This window comes from Vagococcus xieshaowenii, from assembly GCF_004792515.1.
Classification (GTDB): domain Bacteria; phylum Bacillota; class Bacilli; order Lactobacillales; family Vagococcaceae; genus Vagococcus_A; species Vagococcus_A xieshaowenii.
The window spans coordinates 1,928,476-1,949,349 of the sequence record NZ_CP038865.1 but is presented as its reverse complement, the minus strand read 5'-3'; the positions used below and the strand labels follow the sequence as shown (position 1 = coordinate 1,949,349).

Genomic DNA, 20,874 nt, shown 5'->3' with positions numbered 1-20,874 from the left:
CCTCCTAATAGTTTACCTTGTTACATAAGTGAATTAATTGCGTGGATTTAACGTTTCAACGCCTTCAGTACGTCCAATGATGACAGTATTGACCATATCTAAGAATAAACCGTGTTCGACAACGCCTACTTGATTGGTTAGGTAATGAGCTAATTCAGTTGGGTTTTTAATTTTTCCTAGCTTTAAGTCAATGATATAGTTTTGGCTGTCTGTTTTGACGATATCACCTTGTTCGTTAGTACGTAACACAGGATTTAAGCCTTTTTCATTGAATTTACGCATTAATTGATCAGAACCATAAGGAATCACTTCAACTGGTAAAGGAAACGCACCTAAATGTTCAACCATTTTTGATTCGTCTACAATCCAAATGACTTTATCTGAATACGTTGCAACGATTTTTTCGAACAACAAGGCAGCACCGCCACCTTTAATCCCTTGGAAGTTAGCACTAATTTCATCTGCACCGTCGATTGTAAGGTCTACATGCGTTACTTCATCAATGCTTTTTAGTGGGATGCCTAGAGCAAGGGCTTGTTCTTGTGTCGCGTTTGAAGTAGTGACACCGGTAATTTGTAAGCCTTCCTCTTTTACACGACGACCGATTTCTTCTACCATATAATAGGCTGTTGATCCTGTTCCAAGACCAACTGTCATGCCATCTTTAACATAAGTTGCTGCTTCAATACCGACTAATTGTTTTAAATTCATTGAAATAATTCGCTCCTTTGATTTAATACTTTTATCTTACCTTTTTATGAAGCAAAAAAACAGTATTGTCTCGTAATTCTCAATTAATTATTAGACAAGGCAACCTCTAGGTAAGAAAAGCTAGGTGTGGATGATTATAAAAAACTACAAAAAAATTTCATTCGAAGTTGTTGACAGAAAAAAAACGCCATGTTAAGATATTGAAGGTGCTTTATGTACAGGTTTATATTTAATATGAACGTTCTGACTGTCTACAGAAAAGCATTTTAAAAGATAAATACTTGCAAGTTAGCTTGCAAACTTTTTTATCTCAAAAAATGAACCACCAGGATGTGTGGTACTAGAAAGACAGCTAGGGAAGGAGGAAAAATAATGCCAACAATTAATCAATTGGTGCGTAAATCTCGTAAACCAAAAACAACTAAATCTGACTCACCTGCGTTAGGTAAAGGCTACAACAGTTTGAAAAAAGCTCATACTAACACAAACGCTCCTCAAAAACGTGGAGTTTGTACTCGTGTAGGTACTATGACGCCTAAAAAACCAAACTCAGCTTTACGTAAATTCGCCCGTGTACGTTTATCAAACAACATCGAGGTGACTGCTTACATTCCAGGTATCGGTCATAACTTACAAGAACATAGCGTGGTTTTAATCCGCGGTGGACGTGTAAAAGATTTACCGGGGGTACGTTATCACGTAGTTCGTGGTGCTTTAGATACAGCTGGTGTAGCTGATCGTAAACAAAGCCGTTCTAAATACGGTGCAAAACGCCCTAAAGCAGCAAAATAATTTTAAATTAAAATACATAAAAAAATTAGAATTCTGGAAGGAGGAATTTGAATGCCTCGTAAAGGCCCTGTCTCAAAACGTGAAGTTTTGCCAGATCCAATTTACAAATCACAAGACGTTACTCGTTTAATTAACCGTGTAATGGTAGATGGTAAACGTGGAACTGCTGCAAGCATCATTTACAACGCATTTGATATTATTAAAGAATCAACAGGTAACGATCCGTTAGAAGTTTTCGAACAAGCTATGGATAACATTAAACCTGACTTAGAAGTTAAAGCTCGTCGTGTGGGTGGTTCTAACTACCAAGTACCAGTTGAGGTACGCCCAGCTCGTCAAACAACTTTAGCATTACGTTGGATCGTAGATTATTCTCGTAAACGTGGAGAACATACAATGGATCAACGTTTAGCAAAAGAATTAATGGACGCTGCTAACAATACAGGTGCTTCAGTTAAAAAACGTGAAGACACACATAAAATGGCAGAAGCGAACAGAGCATTTGCTCATTTCCGTTGGTAAGATTTTCAATACTTTTTATTTAAAGTATGACGAACAATTTATTATAATCGGATAATTAATTACTGACATATGGAGAGGAGAAATTACTGTGGCTAGAGAATTTTCACTTGAAAAAACTCGTAATATCGGTATCATGGCTCACGTTGATGCGGGTAAAACTACTACAACAGAGCGTATTTTATACTATACTGGTAAAATCCATAAAATTGGTGAAACACATGAAGGTGCTTCACAAATGGACTGGATGGAACAAGAGCAAGAACGTGGTATCACTATCACATCAGCTGCTACAACAGCACAATGGAACGGTTACCGCGTAAACATCATCGATACTCCAGGGCACGTGGACTTCACAATTGAAGTACAACGTTCTCTACGTGTATTAGATGGCGCTGTAACAGTTCTTGACTCACAATCTGGTGTTGAACCTCAAACTGAAACAGTTTGGCGCCAAGCGACAGAATATAAAGTACCACGTATTGTATTCTGTAACAAAATGGATAAAATTGGTGCAGACTTCCTATACTCTGTAAAATCTTTACATGATCGTTTAGGAGCTAATGCTCACCCAATTCAATTACCAATCGGTTCTGAAGAAGACTTCACAGGAATTATCGACTTAGTTAAGATGAAAGCTGAAATCTATACAAACGATTTAGGAACTGACATCCAAGAAACTGAAATTCCAGAAGACTACATGGCTCAAGCTAAAGAATACCGTGAAAAATTAGTCGAAGCAGTAGCTGAAACTGATGAAGAATTAATGATGAAATATCTTGACGGTGAAGAAATCACTGAAGAGGAATTAGTTGCAGGTATCCGCCAAGCAACAATCAACGTTGAATTCTTCCCTGTATTAGCTGGTTCAGCCTTCAAAAACAAAGGGGTACAGTTAATGCTAGATGCTGTTTTAGCATACTTACCTTCACCATTAGATATCGAAGCTATTAAAGGTATTGATTCTAAAACAGGTGACGAAATCACTCGCCCAGCGGATGACGAAGCACCGTTTGCATCATTAGCCTTTAAAGTTATGACTGACCCATTCGTAGGTCGTTTAACTTTCTTCCGTGTTTACTCAGGTGTACTTGAAAGTGGATCTTACGTATTGAACGCTTCTAAAGATAAAAAAGAACGTATCGGACGTATCCTACAAATGCACGCGAACACACGTCAAGAAATTGACAAAGTTTACTCAGGTGATATTGCTGCGGCAGTTGGTCTTAAAGATACTACAACAGGGGACACGCTATGTGCGATGGACTCTCCAGTAATCTTAGAATCAATTGAATTCCCAGAACCAGTTATCCAAGTCGCTGTTGAACCAAAATCAAAAGCTGACCAAGATAAAATGGGTATTGCTTTACAAAAACTTGCAGAAGAAGATCCATCATTCCGTGTTGAAACTAACGTTGAAACAGGTGAAACAGTTATCTCTGGTATGGGAGAACTTCACTTGGACGTTCTTGTTGACCGTATGCGTCGTGAATTTAAAGTTGAAGCGAACGTAGGAGCTCCTCAAGTATCTTACCGTGAAACATTCCGTGCACCATTAACACAAGCTGAAGGTAAATTTGTACGTCAGTCTGGTGGTAAAGGTCAATACGGACACGTTTGGGTTGAATTCACTCCAAACGAAGAAGGTAAAGGTTTCGAATTCGAAAATGCTATCGTCGGTGGTGTGGTTCCTCGTGAATACATCCCAGCGGTTGAAAAAGGATTAGCAGACTCTATGGACAACGGGGTTCTTGCTGGATATCCATTAGTTGATATTAAAGCAAAACTTTATGATGGTTCATACCATGATGTCGATTCTAACGAAACTGCTTTCCGTGTAGCTGCCTCTATGGCATTAAAAGCTGCTGCTAAGAAAGCTAACCCAGTAATCTTAGAGCCAATGATGAAAGTTACTATTACTGTACCAGAAGATTTCTTAGGAGATATTATGGGACATGTAACTGCTCGTCGTGGACGCGTTGAAGGTATGGAAGCTCATGGTAACTCACAAATCGTGAATGCTATGGTTCCATTAGCTGAAATGTTTGGTTACGCAACTACATTACGTTCTGCAACTCAAGGACGTGGTACATTCATGATGGTATTCGACCACTATGAAGACGTTCCTAAATCTATTCAAGAAGAAATCATCAAGAAAAATGGTGGATCTTCAGCTGAATAATCTATAGGACTATTCATTTTGGAAGAAATCATGTAAAATATAATTTGAGATTAAACTCCCGTCTGTGTGACGGGAGATTTATCGAATATAAAAAAACATATATATTAGGAGGAACATATTAAAATGGCTAAAGAAAAATTTGACCGTTCTAAACCCCATGTAAATATTGGTACAATCGGACACGTTGACCATGGTAAAACTACATTATCAGCTGCTATCGCAACTGTATTAGCAAAAGCTTTAGGTGGAGAAGCAAAAGGTTACGATGAAATCGATAACGCTCCAGAAGAAAAAGAACGTGGAATTACAATTTCTACTTCTCATATCGAGTACGAAACAGAAAACCGTCACTACGCTCACGTAGACTGCCCAGGACATGCTGACTATGTTAAAAACATGATCACAGGTGCTGCTCAAATGGACGGAGCTATCTTAGTAGTATCTGCTGCTGATGGCCCAATGCCACAAACACGCGAGCATATCTTATTATCTCGTAACGTTGGTGTACCATACATCGTTGTTTTCTTAAACAAAATGGATATGGTTGACGATGAAGAATTATTAGAATTAGTAGAAATGGAAGTTCGTGACTTATTATCAGAATACGAATTCCCTGGTGACGATACTCCAATCGTAGCTGGTTCTGCTTTACGCGCTTTAGAAGGCGACGAAGAATACGAAGCTAAAATCTTAGAATTAATGGCTGAAGTTGATGCTTACATCCCAACTCCAGAACGTGACCATGACAAACCATTCATGATGCCAGTTGAGGATGTATTCTCAATTACTGGTCGTGGTACTGTTGCTACAGGACGTGTTGAACGTGGACAAATCAAAGTTGGTGACGAAGTTGAAGTTATCGGTATCGCTGAAGAAACTGGTAAAACAACAGTTACTGGTGTTGAAATGTTCCGTAAATTATTAGATTACGCTGAAGCTGGTGACAACATTGGTGCTTTATTACGTGGTGTATCTCGTGAAGATATCCAACGTGGACAAGTATTAGCTCAACCAGGAACAATCACTCCACATACAAAATTCAACGCTGAAGTATATGTATTGAGCAAAGAAGAAGGCGGACGTCATACTCCATTCTTCGGAAACTACCGTCCTCAATTCTACTTCCGTACAACTGACGTTACTGGTGTTATCGAATTACCAGAAGGAACTGAAATGGTTATGCCTGGCGATAACGTAACAATCGACGTTAACTTAATCCACCCAATCGCTATCGAAGAAGGAACTCGTTTCTCAATTCGTGAAGGTGGACGTACTGTAGGTTCAGGTGTTGTTTCAACAATCAAAGAGTAATCTTTGTTAACTTACAAACTCCAAAGCTAGTAGCATTTGCTACTAGCTTTTTTTGTCTTTCTAAAAGATGAAAATTAGTTGTTTAGACCGAAGAAATAAGGTATTCTTATAGGTGAATGAAGAAAAATGGAGGTTTATGAATGAATAAAAAGAGTTTATTGGTTTTAGTTTTATCTGCCATTTTTGCGTTTGCTTCAATTGCGGTGGGATTAAAATATTCTAAAGATCAATCAGAAAAATTAAATGCTAATGTTGCTGGAGAAATAGCACCTGAAAAAAAAGAGAGTAATCAAAAAAAGGACAAAACAAAAGTCTCTGCAGATGTTTTGTATTTAGATAGTGACAGTGTTTATTTATCTAAGAAAATTAGCGATAAACAAATTTCAGAAGTGAAGAAAGCTGTTAAAGGATCTGACGAGCAAACAAAGTTAGTAGAAACAGCAAAAAGTAAATGGGCGGCTTTAAAAGAAGTTAATAATTTGTTTAAAGAAACGGTATTAAATGGTGATGAAGTAACTAACGCCACGATGAAAGATGAGATAAAAGAAGAAGATATTCAAAGAGTCATCAATATAATAGAAGAAACATTACCTGATGACGCATTTAAAACCACTCTATTAGCAATATTGAACGGCGACGAAGTATCGACAGATTCAGTTTCTATTGAAGAAGAGTCAGATGATGGTTATGCAAAATCATTAGTTGAAGTATTGGTTACTGATGACGGTGTAAGAGATTCGTCAACATTTACTTATGACGATTATGCTAATGCTGTTAATGAGGTACAAAACTTATCTGATGGTGAAGAAAAAACTTATTTATATTCGCAATTAGATAAAGTGTTAAACGCATATCCATGGTTGCAATAAATTTAAAAAAATAATAAAAAAAGCTTGCGTGCAGGCTTTTTTTTTTGTATACTATTAGAAGTGTTGTGCATAGACAATCACGACACAGGGGGCTATTCGAAGAAAGCCTTCAGGCTGGGAAGCGAAAGGTTGCGACACGCCCGGAAGAGTTGCCATGGAAGGTCGTATCGGATATTTTCGTGGAGCTATGTCTAATTTTAAAGTAGGCGAAGGAGGGAAAAATATGGCAAAGCAAAAAATTCGTATTCGTTTAAAAGCGTATGAACACCGTACACTGGATCAAGCGGCAGAGAAAATCGTTGAAACAGCAAAAAGAACTGGGGCAGACATTTCTGGACCAATTCCATTACCAACAGAGCGTTCTCTATACACAGTAATCCGTGCGACACATAAGTACAAAGATTCTCGTGAACAATTTGAAATGCGAACTCACAAACGTTTAATCGACATTGTGAATCCAACACCAAAAACAGTTGACGCTTTAATGAAGCTAGACTTACCAAGCGGTGTAAATATTGAAATCAAACTATAAAATTAAGATGATGGGGGTGTAATCATGACCAAAGGAATCTTAGGAACAAAAGTAGGTATGACACAAATCTTTACTGAGAACGGTGAACTAATTCCTGTAACAGTTATCGAAGCGGCTGCTAACGTTGTTTTACAAGTTAAAACAAACGAAACAGACGGTTACGAAGCTATTCAGGTTGGTTTCCAAGACAAACGTGAAGTTTTATCAAATAAACCTGCTATGGGTCATGTTGCAAAAGCAAGTGCAACTCCTAAGCGCTTCATTAAGGAATTTACTGATGTTGAGCTAGGGGAATACGAAGTAGGACAAGAAATTAAAGTAGATGTTTTCCAAGCTGGAGATATCGTAGACGTTACGGGTACAACAAAGGGTAAAGGGTTCCAAGGGGTTATCAAACGCCATGGACAAGCTCGTGGACCAATGAGTCATGGTTCTCGTTACCACCGTCGTCCTGGTTCAATGGGTCCTGTAGATCCGAACCGCGTATTTAAAAATAAAAAATTAGCTGGTCAAATGGGTGGCGACCGCGTGACAATTCAAAATCTTGAAATTGTACGTGTTGACGTTGAGAAAAACGTTATCTTAATTAAAGGTAATGTACCAGGTTCTAAGAAATCATTAGTTCAAATCCAGCAAGCAGTTAAGTCTGCTAAATAATTGTTGAAGGAAGGAGGAACTAAGGAATGACTTCTGTAGCATTATTCAAACAAGATGGTACTAAAAATGGCGAAATTGAATTAAACGAAACTATTTTCGGTATCGAACCAAATGAAAGTGTCGTATTTGATGCAATCATCATGCAACGTGCTTCTTTAAGACAAGGAACACACGCAGTAAAAAATCGTAGCGCAGTCCGCGGTGGTGGTCGTAAACCATGGCGTCAAAAAGGAACTGGTCGTGCACGTCAAGGATCAATCCGCTCACCACAATGGCGTGGAGGTGGCGTTGTATTCGGACCAACACCACGTTCATACAGCTACAAACTTCCTAAAAAAGTTCGTCGCTTAGCAATCCGCTCAGTATTATCTGAAAAAGTTGCTGAAAATAATTTGGTGGTAGTAGATGGATTAACATTTGACGCACCAAAAACTAAAAACTTCAAAGAAGTTTTATCTAATTTAGAGGTATCTACAAAAGTATTAGTAGTTTTAGAAAACGGAAATGATTTCGCAGCTTTATCAGCTCGTAATTTACCAAATGTTTCTGTAGTTTCTGCTGATAACGTATCTGTTTTAGATGTAGTATCTAACAAGAAAATGTTAATTACTCAAGCCGCTCTTACTCAATTAGAGGAGGTACTTGTATAATGGAATTACATGACTTAATTAAAAAACCAGTTATTACTGAAGCTTCAATGCTTGCAATGGACGAGAAAAAATACACATTTGATGTAGATACTCGTGCTAACAAAACATTAGTTAAACAAGCTGTTGAAACAGTATTTGGTGTAAAAGTTGAAAAAGTTAACATCATGAATGTTAAACCTAAATTTAAACGTATGGGTCGCTATGCTGGTTATACTAGCAAACGTCGTAAAGCGATTGTGACTCTAACTAAAGATTCAAAAGAAATCGAATTATTTAGTGCTGAATAAGCAACTAAAATAGCTACTCATTTTTAAGTAGGAGGGAATTTAACGTGGGCATTAAACACTACAAACCAACCACGAATGGTCGTCGTAACATGACATCCCTAGATTTTTCTGAAATTACAACTAATAAACCAGAAAAAACATTGTTACAATCATCTAAAAATAACGCTGGTCGTAACAACATGGGACGTATCACTGTACGCCACCAAGGTGGAGGACACAAACGTCAATACCGTTTGATTGACTTCAAACGTAACAAAGATAACGTCGTAGCAACAGTTAAAACTATTGAATACGATCCAAATAGAACAGCTAACATTGCGTTAGTTCACTATGAAGATGGTGTGAAAGCATACATCTTAGCTCCAAAAGGACTACAAGTAGGAGACAAATTAGTTTCTGGACCAGAAGCGGATATTAAAGTTGGTAACGCGTTACCATTAGTTAACATCCCTGTAGGTACTGTAATCCACAATATCGAAACTAAACCTGGTAAAGGTGGACAATTAATCCGTTCTGCTGGTACTAAAGCGCAAGTTTTAGGTAAAGAAGGCAAATACGTATTAATCCGCTTGAACTCTGGTGAAGTTCGTATGATCTTAGGAACTTGTCGTGCGACAATCGGTTCTGTAGGTAACGAACAACACGAATTAGTTAACATCGGTAAAGCTGGACGTAGCCGTTGGATGCGTAAACGCCCAACAGTACGTGGTAGCGTAATGAACCCTAACGATCACCCACACGGTGGTGGTGAAGGTAAAGCACCAATCGGACGTCCATCACCAATGACGCCATGGGGCAAACCTACATTGGGTTACAAAACTCGTAAGAAAAATAAGAATGATAAGTTAATCGTTCGTCGTCGTAAAACAAAATAATTAGGTTTATAAACAACCGTAAATTTTGAGAGGAGGTTCACCATGGGACGCAGTTTGAAGAAAGGACCTTTTTGCGATGATCATTTAATGAAAAAAGTATTAGAGCAAAAAGATTCAGAGAAAAAACAAGTGATCAAAACTTGGTCTCGTCGTTCTACAATCTTTCCTAACTTTGTAGGATTAACTATCGCAGTTTATGATGGTAGAAAACATGTACCAGTTTACATTCAAGAAGACATGGTTGGGCACAAATTAGGTGAATTTGCACCAACAAGAACATACAAAGGTCACGTAGCTGACGATAAGAAAACACGCCGCTAATTATTGAGGGGAGGAATTGCAAATGACAGAACAAATTACTTCAGCAAGAGCAACTGCTAAAACAGTACGCACTTCACCTCGTAAATCACGTCTAGTGATCGACTTAATTAGAGGTAAAAGTGTTGCGGAAGCTATTTCAATTTTGAAATACACTCCGAACAAAGCAGCTGGTCTAATTGAAAAAGTATTAATGTCTGCTGTAGCTAATGCAGAAAACAACTTTGATTTAGATGTTGAGAAATTGGTAATATCTGAAGCATTTGTTAACGAAGGACCAACGATGAAACGTTTCCGTCCACGTGCAAAAGGTTCAGCATCACCAATCAACAAAAGAACAAGTCATATTACAGTAGTAGTGACTGAGAAATAGGAGGGACATTCAGTGGGTCAAAAAGTACATCCAATAGGAATGCGTGTTGGCATTATCCGCGACTGGGATGCTAAATGGTATGCCGAAAAAGAATACGCAGAATACTTACACGAAGACTTAAACATCCGCAAGTACATTGCGAAAAACCTAGCTGATGCCGCAGTTTCAACAATTGAAATCGAACGCGCTGCAAACCGCGTTAACGTATCAATCCATACAGCTAAACCAGGTATGGTTATTGGTAAAGGCGGATCAGAGGTTGAGAAGTTACGTAAAGAATTAAATGCATTAACTGGTAAGAGAGTGCATATTAACATTGTAGAAATTAAAAAACCTGACTTGGATGCTAAATTAGTCGGCGAAGGAATTGCACGTCAATTAGAAAACCGTGTTGCTTTCCGTCGTGCTCAAAAACAAGCAATCCAACGTACAATGAGAGCTGGAGCTCAAGGGATCAAAACTATGGTTTCTGGTCGTTTAAACGGAGCTGACATCGCTCGTTCAGAAGGTTACTCAGAAGGAACTGTTCCTTTACACACATTGCGTGCAGATATTGACTACGCATGGGAAGAAGCAGACACAACTTACGGTAAATTAGGCGTTAAAGTTTGGATCTACCGTGGAGAAATCCTTCCAGGAGTTAAAAACACTGAGAAAGGAGGGAAATAAACATGTTAGTACCTAAACGTGTAAAACACCGTCGTGAATTCCGTGGGAAAATGCGTGGTGAAGCCAAAGGTGGTAAAGAAGTAACTTTTGGTGAATATGGTTTACAAGCGGTTGATTCAAAATGGATCACTAACCGTCAAATCGAAGCGGCTCGTATTGCGATGACTCGTCATATGAAACGTGGAGGGAAAGTATGGATCAAAATTTTCCCTCATAAATCATACACTTCTAAAGCTATCGGAGTTCGTATGGGTAAAGGTAAAGGGGCACCTGAAGGTTGGGTAGCACCAGTTAAACGTGGAAAAATCATGTTTGAAATCGCTGGCGTTTCTGAAGAAGTAGCACGTGAAGCATTACGTTTAGCTTCTCACAAATTACCAGTGAAAACTAAAATTGTAAAACGCGAAGAAATGGGTGGTGAATCGAATGAAGGCTAATGAAATCAAAGAATTAACCACTGCTGAATTACAAGCTAAAGAAAAAGAATTTAAAGAAGAATTATTCAACTTAAGATTCCAATTAGCTACTGGTCAATTAGAAGATACATCACGTATTAAAAAAGTACGTCAATCGATTGCCCGCATTAAAACTGTTTTGCGTGAGCAAGAAGTTAAGTAATAGTGGAAGGAGGCCATACGTATGACTGAAAGAAATGAACGTAAAGTTTATCAAGGCCGTGTTGTTTCAGATAAAATGGACAAAACTATTACAGTTGTTGTCGAAACAAGAAAAACACATAAAGTATACGGTAAACGTGTTAAATATTCTAAGAAATACAAAGCACACGATGAAAACAATGTTGCTAAAGTTGGAGATATCGTGAAAATTATGGAAACTCGTCCATTATCTGCTACTAAACGTTTCCGTTTATTAGAGGTAGTTGAAGAAGCGGTTATCATTTAATCGAGATTTTCCTATAGATTGTAAGTTTAAATCTGAAAGGAGGATACTATAGTGATCCAAACAGAAAGTCGTTTGAAAGTAGCTGACAACTCAGGTGCTAAAGAAGTACTAACAATTCGTGTACTTGGTGGTTCAGGACGTAACAATGCTAACATCGGTGATATCATCGTTGCTACTGTTAAGAGTGCTACGCCAGGTGGAGTTGTTAAAAAAGGTGAAGTTGTAAAAGCTGTAATCGTTAGAACTAAATCAGGAGCTCGTCGTGCTGACGGTTCATATATTAAATTTGATGAAAATGCATGTGTAATTATCCGTGACGATAAGAGCCCACGTGGAACTCGTATCTTTGGACCTGTTGCTCGTGAATTACGTGATAGTAACTTCATGAAAATTATTTCATTAGCACCAGAAGTATTATAATTACATGTTAGTTAAAGGAGGTGCGAGACAATATGTTTGTTAAAAAAGGCGATAAAGTAAAAGTTATCACTGGTAAAGACAAAAACAAAGAAGGCGTAGTATTAACTGCGTTCCCTAAAAAAGATCAAGTCATCGTTGAAGGAATCAACATGGTTAAGAAACATCAAAAGCCTAGTGCTACTGCTCCTCAAGGTGGAATCATCGAAACTGAGGCACCAATTCACGTATCAAACGTAATGGTGGTTGACCCAACTACTGGCGAAGCAACTCGTGTTGGCCATAAAGAGGTAGACGGTAAAAAAGTACGCGTTTCTAAGAAAACTGGAGAAGTTTTAGATAAGTAATAGTAACGAAAGGAGGGACCGACGGAAATGAACCGCCTAAAAGAAAAATATTTAAACGAAGTAACTCCTGCTTTAATGGAGAAATTCAATTATAGCTCAATCATGCAAACACCAAAAGTTGATAAAATCGTTATTAACATGGGTGTAGGTGAAGCTGTATCTAACTCAAAAACTTTAGATAAAGCTGTGGAAGAATTAACTTTAATTTCAGGACAAAAACCTGTAATTACCAAGGCAAAGAAATCAATTGCTGGATTTAGATTACGTGAAGGTATGCCTATCGGCTGTAAAGTAACTTTACGTGGCGAAAGAATGTACGAATTCTTAGATAAATTAGTAACTGTATCTTTACCTCGTGTACGTGACTTCCATGGTGTAAGTACAAAATCATTCGACGGTCGTGGTAACTATACTTTAGGAGTTAAAGAACAATTAATCTTCCCTGAAGTAGACTACGATTTAGTAGATAAAGTACGTGGTATGGATATCGTTATTGTTACAACTGCTAACACTGACGAAGAATCACGTGAATTATTAACACAACTTGGAATGCCATTCCAAAAATAATAAAAGGAGGCGAACTACGTGGCTAAAAAATCAATGATTGCTAAAAACAAACGTCCAGCTAAATTCTCTACTCAAGAGTACACTCGTTGTGAACGTTGTGGTCGTCCACATTCAGTTTATCGCAAATTTAAACTTTGCCGTATTTGCTTCCGCGAACTTGCCTATAAAGGACAAATTCCCGGCGTGAAGAAAGCTAGCTGGTAAACCTATAATCCCGCATAGAAGGAGGTACATAATTCAATGGTCATGACAGATCCAATCGCAGACTTATTAACACGCATTCGTAATGCAAACATGGTTAAACATGAAATGTTAGAAGTCCCTGCATCTAAAATCAAACTTGATATCGCAAACATCCTTAAAAACGAAGGATTCATCCGCGATGTTGAATATATCGAAGATGACAAGCAAGGCGTTATCCGTGTTTTCTTAAAATATGGACGTAACGAAGAGCGTGTTATTACAAACTTAAAACGTATTTCAAAACCAGGACTAAGAGCTTATGTTAAAGCTGATGAAGTTCCTAAAGTATTAAACGGACTAGGTATCGCTATCATTTCTACTTCTGAAGGTGTAATCACCGACAAAGAAGCTAGACAACGTAAAATTGGTGGCGAAGTATTAGCTTACGTTTGGTAATCAGTAAAAGTATATAAGGAGGTGTCTTGAGTGAGCCGTATTGGTAATAAACCAGTAATCATCCCTGCAGGCGTTACAGTTGAACAAAACGGAAACGTGGTAACTGTTAAAGGACCTAAAGGTGAATTGAGCCGCGAATTTGCTAGTCAAATCGCAATCAATATCGAAGGAAATGAAATTACTTTAACTCGTGAAAACGACGCTAAAGAAAGCCGTTCATTACACGGAACAATGCGTTCTAACCTATTTAACATGGTGACAGGTGTAAGCGAAGGCTTTGCAAAAGAATTAGAACTTATCGGGGTTGGGTACCGTGCACAAATGCAAGGAACAAAACTTGTATTGAACGTTGGTTACTCTCATCCAGTTGAGTTTAACGCTCCAGAAGGAATTACAATTGAAGTTCCTTCAAATACAAAAGTTATCGTTAAGGGTGCCAACAAAGAACACGTTGGTGAATTAGCTGCTAACATCCGTGGAGTACGTCCTCCAGAACCTTATAAAGGTAAAGGAATTCGCTATGTTGGTGAATTTGTACGACGTAAAGAAGGTAAGACTGGTAAATAGTCTTAACCGAAAAAAATAAATTAAAGAGGTGACAATTGTGATTTCTAAACCAGATAAAAACAAAACACGTCAAAAGAGACATCAACGTGTAAGAAAAAACATTTCTGGTACTGCTGAGTGCCCACGCTTAAACGTGTTCCGTTCGAACACTAACATCTACGCTCAATTAATTGATGACGTAGCGGGTGTGACGCTAGCAAGTGCCTCTACCTTAGATAAAGAAATTTCAGGTGGAACTAAAGTTGAACAAGCTGCCGCAGTTGGTAAATTAGTTGCTGAACGCGCAGTAGCAAATGGAAATAAAAAAGTAGTCTTCGACCGTGGTGGTTATCTTTACCATGGCCGTGTTGCAGCACTAGCTGAAGCAGCACGTGAAAATGGACTAGAATTTTAGGAAAAGGAGGATTACCATTCATGGTTTATATCGATCCAAAAGGTTTGGAATTAGAAGACCGCGTTGTATCTATCAACCGTGTTACTAAAGTTGTAAAAGGTGGACGTCGTTTACGTTTTGCTGCATTAGTAGTAGTAGGAGATAGAAATGGTCACGTAGGTTTCGGTACAGGTAAAGCTCAAGAAGTACCTGAAGCAATCCGTAAAGCGATTGAAGACGCTAAGAAAAACTTAATTGAAGTACCAATGGTAGGTTCTACCCTTCCTCATGAAGTAATTGGAAGCTTTGGTGGTGGCCGTATCATGATGAAACCTGCTGTAGCCGGTGCCGGAGTTGCTGCTGGTGGACCAGTTCGTGCTGTCTTAGAACTTGCTGGTGTTGCTGATGTAACATCTAAATCATTAGGTTCAAACACACCAATTAACGTTATTCGTGCGACAATCGAAGGATTAGATCGCTTAAAACGTGTTGAAGAAGTTGCTGAATTACGTGGCAAAACTGTAGAAGAAATCATCGGATAAGGAGGACATGGTAATGTCAGAATTAAAAATTACTTTAAAACGCAGCGTTATCGGACGTCCTCAAAACCAACGTGATACAGTTAAAGCTCTAGGCTTAGGTAAAACTAACAGCTCAGTTGTTAAGCCTGCTAACGAAGCAATCAAAGGTATGATTAGAACTGTTTCACATTTAGTGGACGTTGAAGAAGTTTAATAGATAAAAGTTAGACTACAAAAGAGGAGGTGCCCAAAGTATGAAACTTCATGAATTACAACCTTCAGAAGGATCAAGACACGTACGTAACAGAGTTGGTCGCGGAACTTCATCTGGTAATGGTAAAACAGCTGGTAGAGGTCAAAAAGGTCAAAAAGCTCGTTCAGGCGGTGGCGTTCGTTTAGGATTTGAAGGTGGTCAAACACCATTATTCCAACGCTTACCAAAACGTGGATTCACAAACATCAACCGTAAAGAATACGCTGTAATTAACTTAGACGTATTAGAGAAATTCGAAAACGGTGCAGAAGTTACACCTGCTATCTTAGTTGAAGCTGGTATTGTTAAAGATGAAAAAGCTGGTATCAAAGTATTAGCTAATGGATCTTTAACTAAGAAATTAACAGTGAAAGCTGCTAAATTCTCTAAAGCTGCTCAAGAAGCTATCGAAGCAGCTGGTGGATCAATCGAGGTGATCTAATGTTTAAACTATTGAAAAGTGCGTTTAAGGAAAAAAGCATTCGTAGTAGAATTCTATTTACGTTGTTCATTCTGTTCGCTTTTCGACTAGGAGCTCATATAACAGTTCCTGGGGTTGATGTTAAAGCATTAGCAAAACTAAGTTCAAATCCATTATTTAACATGATTAATACTGTTAGTGGTAGTGCCATGGAAAATTTCTCATTGTTCGCAATGGGAGTTTCTCCATATATTACCTCTTCAATTATTATTCAATTACTGCAAATGGACATTGTGCCAAAGTTTGTTGAATGGTCTAAACAAGGAGAAGTGGGACGCCGTAAATTAAATCAAGCAACACGTTACTTAACGTTGTTCATGGGATTCATGCAATCTATCATGTTAACAGCTGGATTTAATCAATTTGCTGGTCGTAGCTTCTTAATCGAGAAAGGTCTTAAGACTTATATCGTGATTGGAATTATTCTGACTGCTGGAACGATGTTGGTTACTTGGTTAGGAGAGCAAATTACTGAAAAAGGAATCGGAAACGGTGTTTCAATGATTATCTTTGCTGGTATTATCTCTCGTGTACCAAAAGGAATTAAATCAATAATTGAAGATTACTTTATTAATGTTAAAAGTGAAAACTTATGGAAATCCGTGATTTTTGTTGTTTTATTATTATTAGCAATTTTATTAATCGTGACCTTTGTTACATACTTTAACCAAGCGGAACGTAAATTGCCAATTCAATATACAAAGAGAGTTGCTGGAGCTCCACAAAGTAGTTACCTACCATTGAAGGTAAATGCAGCCGGCGTGATCCCAGTAATCTTTGCTAGTTCATTGATTACGACGCCAGGCCAAATTTTATCGTTACTCGCTAACTCAAAAGGTGGCGAAACTTGGTATCAAGTATTGAAACAAGTGTTTGATTATAGTACGCCATTAGGTGGTACTATTTACGGTATTCTTATCGTAGCCTTCACTTTCTTCTATGCGTTTGTCCAAGTTAACCCTGAGAAAGTGGCAGAGAACTTACAAAAACAAGGTAGTTACATTCCAAGTGTGCGTCCCGGAAAAGGTACTGAGGAATACATTTCAACTGTGTTAAAACATTTGAGTGTTGCCGGTGCTATCTTCCTAGCCGCTGTTGCTTTAATTCCAATTATTGCGCAAAATGTCTTTAACTTACCAGCCGCTGTCGGTTTGGGAGGAACAAGTCTTTTGATCGTGATTGGGGTTGCTTTAGAAACAGCTAAACAATTGGAAGGTTTATTGATGAAACGCCAATATACAGGCTTCATCGTGGAGTAAGAGCGAAGTGCTGAGGAAATATCTTCAGCACTGCCTCGAACTTACTAGGAGGATCAACCAATGAACATTCTTATTATGGGGTTACCCGGTGCTGGAAAAGGTACTCAAGCAGAACGTATCATCGACACTTACCACATTCCACATATTTCTACTGGAGATATGTTCCGTGCGGCAATGAAAAATGGTACTGAACTTGGGAAATTAGCTAAATCATACATTGATGCAGGTAACCTAGTTCCAGACGAAGTTACAAATGGTATCGTGAAAGAACGTCTAGCTGAACAAGACACTGAAAAGGGCTTTTTACTAGATGGCTTCCCACGTACATTTGATCAAAGCAGTGCGTTAGAAGAAATTCTAACAGATTTAGGCAAAAAGATAGATGCTGTTATCGAAATTCATGTTGAAGAAGACGTCTTAATTGACCGTCTAGCTGGACGCTTTATGTGTAAAGATTGCGGTGCAACTTATCATAAGCTTAACCATATGCCAAAAGTAGAAGATACTTGCGATCGTTGCGGAGGACATAATTTCTACCAACGCGAAGACGATAAACCAGAAGTGGTTAAAAATCGTTTGGCGGTTAATATTAAAGATAGCGCGCCAATTTTGGCATACTACAAAGAACAAGGCCTTCTACATACTATCGATGGAAATCGTGATATTGATGTTGTATTTGAAGATGTTAAAGTCATCATTGACAACATTTAATAACTTCAAGCCCGAAAGAGAAAACACTTGAATGCTTGTGAGTTAAATTAGGTCAATTTGCCCTATGGTTATTAAGACAAAGGCTTTAAAAAAATTTGGCTTTATGTTATAATAGACAAGTTGAGTTTCTCAACAATGTCCGAGTGCCATAGCGATTTTTATCGTGAATGATAACAAACAAGTAATAAGGAGGTACTCAAAGTGGCAAAAGAAGATGTGATTGAAATTGAAGGAACAGTTGTTGATACTTTGCCGAATGCGATGTTTAAAGTAGAACTAGAAAATGGCCATGAAGTTTTAGCTCATGTTTCTGGTAAAATCAGAATGCACTACATTCGAATCTTACCAGGAGATAAGGTAACAGTTGAACTGTCACCGTATGACTTGACTCGCGGTCGCATTACTTATCGCTTTAAATAGTGCACTCCGTAAAATCAAGGAGGTATAATCATGAAAGTAAGACCATCAGTAAAACCAATTTGCGAAAAATGCAAAGTAATTCGCCGTAAAGGTCGAGTTATGGTTATTTGCGAAAATCCAAAACACAAACAACGCCAAGGTTAATAAGTAGGAGGTGTAATATACATGGCTCGTATTGCAGGAGTAGATATCCCTCGTGAGAAACGAGTTGTTATTTCATTAACATACATTTTTGGTATCGGTAAAAATACCGCTCAAAAAGTGTTAGCTGACGCTGGAGTATCAGAAGATATTCGTGTTCGTGACTTAACAAACGATCAATTAGACAAAATCCGTGCTGAGATTGATAAACTAAAAATCGAAGGTGACTTACGTCGTGAAGTTAACCTAAACATTAAACGATTAATGGAAATCGGTTCATACCGAGGAATCCGTCACCGTCGTGGTTTACCAGTTCGCGGACAAAACACAAAGAACAATGCACGTACTCGTAAAGGCCCAGCCCGTGCTATCGCTGGCAAGAAAAAATAATAATAATTAACTTATGAAGGAGGTTAGAACTTCATGGTAGCAAAAAAAGTTAGCAGAAAACGTCGTGTGAAAAAGAATATTGAAGCTGGTATCGCGCATATCCATTCAACATTCAATAACACAATCATTATGATTACAGATGTACACGGAAATGCTATTTCTTGGTCATCTGCTGGATCTTTAGGATTCAAAGGTAGCAAAAAAGCTACTCCATTCGCAGCCCAAATGGCAGCGGAAGCAGCTACAAAAACAGCTATGGAACATGGTTTGAAAACTGTTGAAGTTACAGTTAAAGGCCCTGGTTCTGGTCGTGAAGCAGCAATTCGTTCATTACAAGCAACAGGTTTAGAAGTGACTGCAATTCGTGACGTAACACCAGTTCCGCATAATGGATGCCGCCCTCCAAAACGCCGTCGTGTTTAATGAGCGTCTTTCATTTTGAACGTAACTTGAACGTCATTGAACTGAACACTTTTCGTTTTGAAAGGGGTATAGACAAAAATGATTGAATTTGAAAAACCACGAATCACCAAAATTGATGAGGATAGAGATTATGGCAAGTTCGTCATTGAACCACTTGAAAGAGGTTATGGGACTACTTTAGGTAATTCTCTTCGTCGTATTTTACTGTCTTCTTTACCCGGAGCAGCAATCACTAATTTACAAATTGATGGTGTTTTACATGAATTCTCAACCGTTCCTGGTGTGAGAGAAGATGTAACTCAAATCATTTTGAATATTAAAGGATTAGCATTAAAGCTTTATGCTGAAGAAGAAAAATCCCTTGAAATAGATGTTACTGGTCCAGCTGTTGTCACAGCAGGCGACATTATTGTCGACAGTGATGTTGAAATTTTAAACAAAGATTTATACCTATGTACTGTTGCAGAAGGTGCAACTTTCCATGCAAAATTGGTTGTAAAACCAGGTCGAGGCTATGTTCAAGCTGAAGAAAACAAAACAGAAGATATGCCAATTGGTGTATTACCTGTGGATTCAATTTACACACCAGTTCGTCGTGTAAATTATCAAGTTGAAAATACTCGTGTCGGTCGTCGTGACGATTTCGATAAATTAACACTTGAAGTTTGGACAGATGGATCAATCAAGCCGCAAGAATCTATTAGCTTAGCTGCTAAAATTCTTACTGAGCATTTAGATATCTTCGTAAATCTAACAGATGAAGCGAAACATGCTGAAATCATGGTAGAAAAAGAAGAAACTCAAAAAGAGAAAATGCTTGAAATGACGATTGAAGAGTTAGACTTATCAGTTCGTTCATACAACTGCTTGAAGAGAGCAGGTATTAACTCTGTACAAGAATTAACTAATAAATCTGAAGCTGAAATGATTAAAGTTCGTAACTTAGGACGCAAGTCTTTAGATGAAGTTAAGTTTAAACTTAACGAATTAGAACTTTCATTACGCCAAGACGACTAGAATTTTTCTTAAGTAAGGAGGGAAACAACGTGAGTTATCGTAAATTAGGCCGTACAAGTAGTCAACGTAAAGCAATGTTACGTGATTTAACTACTGACTTATTGATCAACGAAAGAATCGTAACAACTGAAGCTCGTGCTAAAGAAGTTCGTTCTCTTGCTGAAAAAATGATTACTTTAGGTAAACGTGGAGATTTACATGCACGTCGTCAAGCTGCTACTTTCGTAAGAAATGAAGTTGCTGATGTTCGTGAAGAAAATGATGGAATCGTAGTTGAAACAGCTTTACAAAAGTTATTCAACGATATCGCTCCTCGTTATGCTGAACGTAACGGTGGTTACACACGTATCTTAAAAACAGAACCACGCCGCGGAGACGCAGCAAAAATGGTTATTTTAGAACTTGTCTAACATAAAAACTATACCATCACTTTATTGATGATTTATTTAGAGTGTTATGATGTTGAGTCGATTTTATTGGCTTAAAGTCTAGCTCGTGGTGGCTACTCCCTAACTTGCATGTTAGGGAGCTAGCGTTCATCATAAAGTGTTTTTTTTGTACATTTTTTTAGTGAGTTCGTTTACTTCAAAGAAATGAGTATAATTTACTTATTTAATTGAATTTTTTGGCTTTTTTAGGTACTATTAGTAATGATAATGAATAATAATTATCAAGGTTAGCTAACATTAGGCTAGCTTAT

At 38.0% G+C, this 20,874-nt stretch carries 35 protein-coding genes; 34 read left to right on the top strand and 1 reads right to left on the bottom strand.

Annotation, left to right across the window (positions count from 1 at the left end):
- Positions 1-33 precede the first annotated feature (33 nt).
- Complete coding sequence (rpiA, locus tag E4Z98_RS09390) at positions 34-711, bottom strand: ribose-5-phosphate isomerase RpiA (RefSeq protein WP_135253816.1); 678 nt, start codon at positions 709-711, stop codon at positions 34-36.
- A 372-nt stretch (positions 712-1,083) separates the two neighbouring features.
- Here rpiA and rpsL point away from each other — a divergent pair, with 372 nt between their 5' ends.
- The 34 genes from rpsL to rplQ all read left to right on the top strand — a co-directional run bounded on the left by rpsL (position 1,084) and on the right by rplQ (position 20,584).
- Positions 1,084-1,503, top strand: coding sequence for a 30S ribosomal protein S12 (gene rpsL, locus E4Z98_RS09385; protein WP_135253815.1), 420 nt, complete (start codon positions 1,084-1,086; stop codon positions 1,501-1,503).
- Positions 1,504-1,554: 51 nt separating this feature from the next.
- Positions 1,555-2,025 (top strand): 30S ribosomal protein S7, encoded by a 471-nt coding sequence (gene rpsG / locus E4Z98_RS09380; RefSeq protein ID WP_135253814.1) that lies wholly within the window; start codon positions 1,555-1,557, stop codon positions 2,023-2,025.
- 88 nt (positions 2,026-2,113) lie between these two features.
- Positions 2,114-4,204, top strand: a complete 2,091-nt coding sequence (fusA, locus tag E4Z98_RS09375; RefSeq protein WP_135253813.1) for an elongation factor G — start codon at positions 2,114-2,116, stop codon at positions 4,202-4,204.
- A 123-nt stretch (positions 4,205-4,327) separates the two neighbouring features.
- Entirely contained in the window at positions 4,328-5,515 is a 1,188-nt protein-coding gene (gene tuf / locus E4Z98_RS09370; RefSeq protein WP_135253812.1) for an elongation factor Tu, read from the top strand.
- A gap of 140 nt (positions 5,516-5,655) precedes the next feature.
- A complete protein-coding gene (locus E4Z98_RS09365) occupies positions 5,656-6,384 on the top strand; it encodes a hypothetical protein (protein WP_135253811.1) in 729 nt (242 codons plus the stop codon).
- Between the two features lie 223 nt (positions 6,385-6,607).
- Positions 6,608-6,916 carry a 30S ribosomal protein S10 gene (gene rpsJ, locus E4Z98_RS09360; protein WP_135253810.1) on the top strand — a complete coding sequence of 103 codons (309 nt, stop codon included), beginning with the start codon at positions 6,608-6,610 and terminating at the stop codon, positions 6,914-6,916.
- 24 nt (positions 6,917-6,940) lie between these two features.
- Positions 6,941-7,573 (top strand): 50S ribosomal protein L3, encoded by a 633-nt coding sequence (rplC, locus tag E4Z98_RS09355; RefSeq protein ID WP_135253809.1) that lies wholly within the window; start codon positions 6,941-6,943, stop codon positions 7,571-7,573.
- A 26-nt stretch (positions 7,574-7,599) separates the two neighbouring features.
- Positions 7,600-8,223 carry a 50S ribosomal protein L4 gene (gene rplD / locus E4Z98_RS09350; RefSeq protein ID WP_135253808.1) on the top strand — a complete coding sequence of 208 codons (624 nt, stop codon included), beginning with the start codon at positions 7,600-7,602 and terminating at the stop codon, positions 8,221-8,223.
- On the top strand, positions 8,223-8,510 hold the full coding sequence (locus tag E4Z98_RS09345; RefSeq protein ID WP_135253807.1) for a 50S ribosomal protein L23: 288 nt from the start codon (positions 8,223-8,225) through the stop codon (positions 8,508-8,510). Before rplD ends, E4Z98_RS09345 begins: the two co-directional genes overlap by 1 nt.
- A gap of 44 nt (positions 8,511-8,554) precedes the next feature.
- Complete coding sequence (rplB, locus tag E4Z98_RS09340) at positions 8,555-9,385, top strand: 50S ribosomal protein L2 (protein WP_135253806.1); 831 nt, start codon at positions 8,555-8,557, stop codon at positions 9,383-9,385.
- A gap of 42 nt (positions 9,386-9,427) precedes the next feature.
- Positions 9,428-9,706, top strand: a complete 279-nt coding sequence (gene rpsS, locus E4Z98_RS09335; RefSeq protein ID WP_135253805.1) for a 30S ribosomal protein S19 — start codon at positions 9,428-9,430, stop codon at positions 9,704-9,706.
- A gap of 22 nt (positions 9,707-9,728) precedes the next feature.
- Positions 9,729-10,076, top strand: coding sequence for a 50S ribosomal protein L22 (gene rplV / locus E4Z98_RS09330; protein ID WP_135253804.1), 348 nt, complete (start codon positions 9,729-9,731; stop codon positions 10,074-10,076).
- A gap of 12 nt (positions 10,077-10,088) precedes the next feature.
- Entirely contained in the window at positions 10,089-10,745 is a 657-nt protein-coding gene (gene rpsC / locus E4Z98_RS09325; RefSeq protein ID WP_135253803.1) for a 30S ribosomal protein S3, read from the top strand.
- A gap of 2 nt (positions 10,746-10,747) precedes the next feature.
- Positions 10,748-11,182: a 50S ribosomal protein L16 gene (gene rplP / locus E4Z98_RS09320; RefSeq protein WP_135253802.1), complete on the top strand. Its 435-nt coding sequence runs from the start codon at positions 10,748-10,750 to the stop codon at positions 11,180-11,182.
- Positions 11,172-11,363 carry a 50S ribosomal protein L29 gene (rpmC, locus tag E4Z98_RS09315; protein WP_135253801.1) on the top strand — a complete coding sequence of 64 codons (192 nt, stop codon included), beginning with the start codon at positions 11,172-11,174 and terminating at the stop codon, positions 11,361-11,363. The genes rplP and rpmC overlap by 11 nt, the downstream gene beginning before the upstream one ends.
- A gap of 21 nt (positions 11,364-11,384) precedes the next feature.
- Positions 11,385-11,648 carry a 30S ribosomal protein S17 gene (rpsQ, locus tag E4Z98_RS09310; RefSeq protein WP_135253800.1) on the top strand — a complete coding sequence of 88 codons (264 nt, stop codon included), beginning with the start codon at positions 11,385-11,387 and terminating at the stop codon, positions 11,646-11,648.
- A 51-nt stretch (positions 11,649-11,699) separates the two neighbouring features.
- Positions 11,700-12,068 (top strand): 50S ribosomal protein L14, encoded by a 369-nt coding sequence (gene rplN, locus E4Z98_RS09305; RefSeq protein ID WP_135253799.1) that lies wholly within the window; start codon positions 11,700-11,702, stop codon positions 12,066-12,068.
- 32 nt (positions 12,069-12,100) lie between these two features.
- The gene (gene rplX / locus E4Z98_RS09300; RefSeq protein WP_135253798.1) at positions 12,101-12,412 is read left to right on the top strand and encodes a 50S ribosomal protein L24; all 312 of its coding nucleotides are present in this window, start codon (positions 12,101-12,103) and stop codon (positions 12,410-12,412) included.
- 27 nt (positions 12,413-12,439) lie between these two features.
- Positions 12,440-12,979 carry a 50S ribosomal protein L5 gene (gene rplE, locus E4Z98_RS09295; RefSeq protein WP_135253797.1) on the top strand — a complete coding sequence of 180 codons (540 nt, stop codon included), beginning with the start codon at positions 12,440-12,442 and terminating at the stop codon, positions 12,977-12,979.
- Between the two features lie 18 nt (positions 12,980-12,997).
- A complete protein-coding gene (locus tag E4Z98_RS09290) occupies positions 12,998-13,183 on the top strand; it encodes a type Z 30S ribosomal protein S14 (RefSeq protein WP_016184192.1) in 186 nt (61 codons plus the stop codon).
- A 36-nt stretch (positions 13,184-13,219) separates the two neighbouring features.
- Positions 13,220-13,618, top strand: a complete 399-nt coding sequence (gene rpsH, locus E4Z98_RS09285; RefSeq protein WP_135253796.1) for a 30S ribosomal protein S8 — start codon at positions 13,220-13,222, stop codon at positions 13,616-13,618.
- A 30-nt stretch (positions 13,619-13,648) separates the two neighbouring features.
- Positions 13,649-14,185, top strand: coding sequence for a 50S ribosomal protein L6 (gene rplF / locus E4Z98_RS09280; protein ID WP_135253795.1), 537 nt, complete (start codon positions 13,649-13,651; stop codon positions 14,183-14,185).
- Positions 14,186-14,213: 28 nt separating this feature from the next.
- Complete coding sequence (gene rplR, locus E4Z98_RS09275; protein WP_280529208.1) at positions 14,214-14,579, top strand: 50S ribosomal protein L18; 366 nt, start codon at positions 14,214-14,216, stop codon at positions 14,577-14,579.
- Between the two features lie 20 nt (positions 14,580-14,599).
- The gene (gene rpsE / locus E4Z98_RS09270; RefSeq protein ID WP_135253793.1) at positions 14,600-15,100 is read left to right on the top strand and encodes a 30S ribosomal protein S5; all 501 of its coding nucleotides are present in this window, start codon (positions 14,600-14,602) and stop codon (positions 15,098-15,100) included.
- Between the two features lie 13 nt (positions 15,101-15,113).
- Positions 15,114-15,293 carry a 50S ribosomal protein L30 gene (gene rpmD, locus E4Z98_RS09265; RefSeq protein ID WP_135253792.1) on the top strand — a complete coding sequence of 60 codons (180 nt, stop codon included), beginning with the start codon at positions 15,114-15,116 and terminating at the stop codon, positions 15,291-15,293.
- A gap of 40 nt (positions 15,294-15,333) precedes the next feature.
- A complete protein-coding gene (rplO, locus tag E4Z98_RS09260; RefSeq protein WP_135253791.1) occupies positions 15,334-15,774 on the top strand; it encodes a 50S ribosomal protein L15 in 441 nt (146 codons plus the stop codon).
- Entirely contained in the window at positions 15,774-17,072 is a 1,299-nt protein-coding gene (gene secY, locus E4Z98_RS09255) for a preprotein translocase subunit SecY (RefSeq protein ID WP_135253790.1), read from the top strand. Before rplO ends, secY begins: the two co-directional genes overlap by 1 nt.
- A gap of 60 nt (positions 17,073-17,132) precedes the next feature.
- Positions 17,133-17,783, top strand: coding sequence for an adenylate kinase (locus E4Z98_RS09250; RefSeq protein ID WP_135253789.1), 651 nt, complete (start codon positions 17,133-17,135; stop codon positions 17,781-17,783).
- Between the two features lie 201 nt (positions 17,784-17,984).
- Entirely contained in the window at positions 17,985-18,203 is a 219-nt protein-coding gene (gene infA, locus E4Z98_RS09245) for a translation initiation factor IF-1 (RefSeq protein ID WP_135253788.1), read from the top strand.
- A 30-nt stretch (positions 18,204-18,233) separates the two neighbouring features.
- The gene (gene rpmJ / locus E4Z98_RS09240) at positions 18,234-18,347 is read left to right on the top strand and encodes a 50S ribosomal protein L36 (RefSeq protein ID WP_009488082.1); all 114 of its coding nucleotides are present in this window, start codon (positions 18,234-18,236) and stop codon (positions 18,345-18,347) included.
- A gap of 21 nt (positions 18,348-18,368) precedes the next feature.
- Entirely contained in the window at positions 18,369-18,734 is a 366-nt protein-coding gene (rpsM, locus tag E4Z98_RS09235) for a 30S ribosomal protein S13 (protein WP_135253787.1), read from the top strand.
- Positions 18,735-18,767: 33 nt separating this feature from the next.
- Positions 18,768-19,157, top strand: coding sequence for a 30S ribosomal protein S11 (gene rpsK / locus E4Z98_RS09230; RefSeq protein WP_135253786.1), 390 nt, complete (start codon positions 18,768-18,770; stop codon positions 19,155-19,157).
- A gap of 78 nt (positions 19,158-19,235) precedes the next feature.
- The gene (locus tag E4Z98_RS09225) at positions 19,236-20,174 is read left to right on the top strand and encodes a DNA-directed RNA polymerase subunit alpha (RefSeq protein WP_135253785.1); all 939 of its coding nucleotides are present in this window, start codon (positions 19,236-19,238) and stop codon (positions 20,172-20,174) included.
- Positions 20,175-20,203: 29 nt separating this feature from the next.
- Entirely contained in the window at positions 20,204-20,584 is a 381-nt protein-coding gene (gene rplQ / locus E4Z98_RS09220) for a 50S ribosomal protein L17 (RefSeq protein ID WP_135253784.1), read from the top strand.
- Positions 20,585-20,874 lie beyond the last annotated feature (290 nt).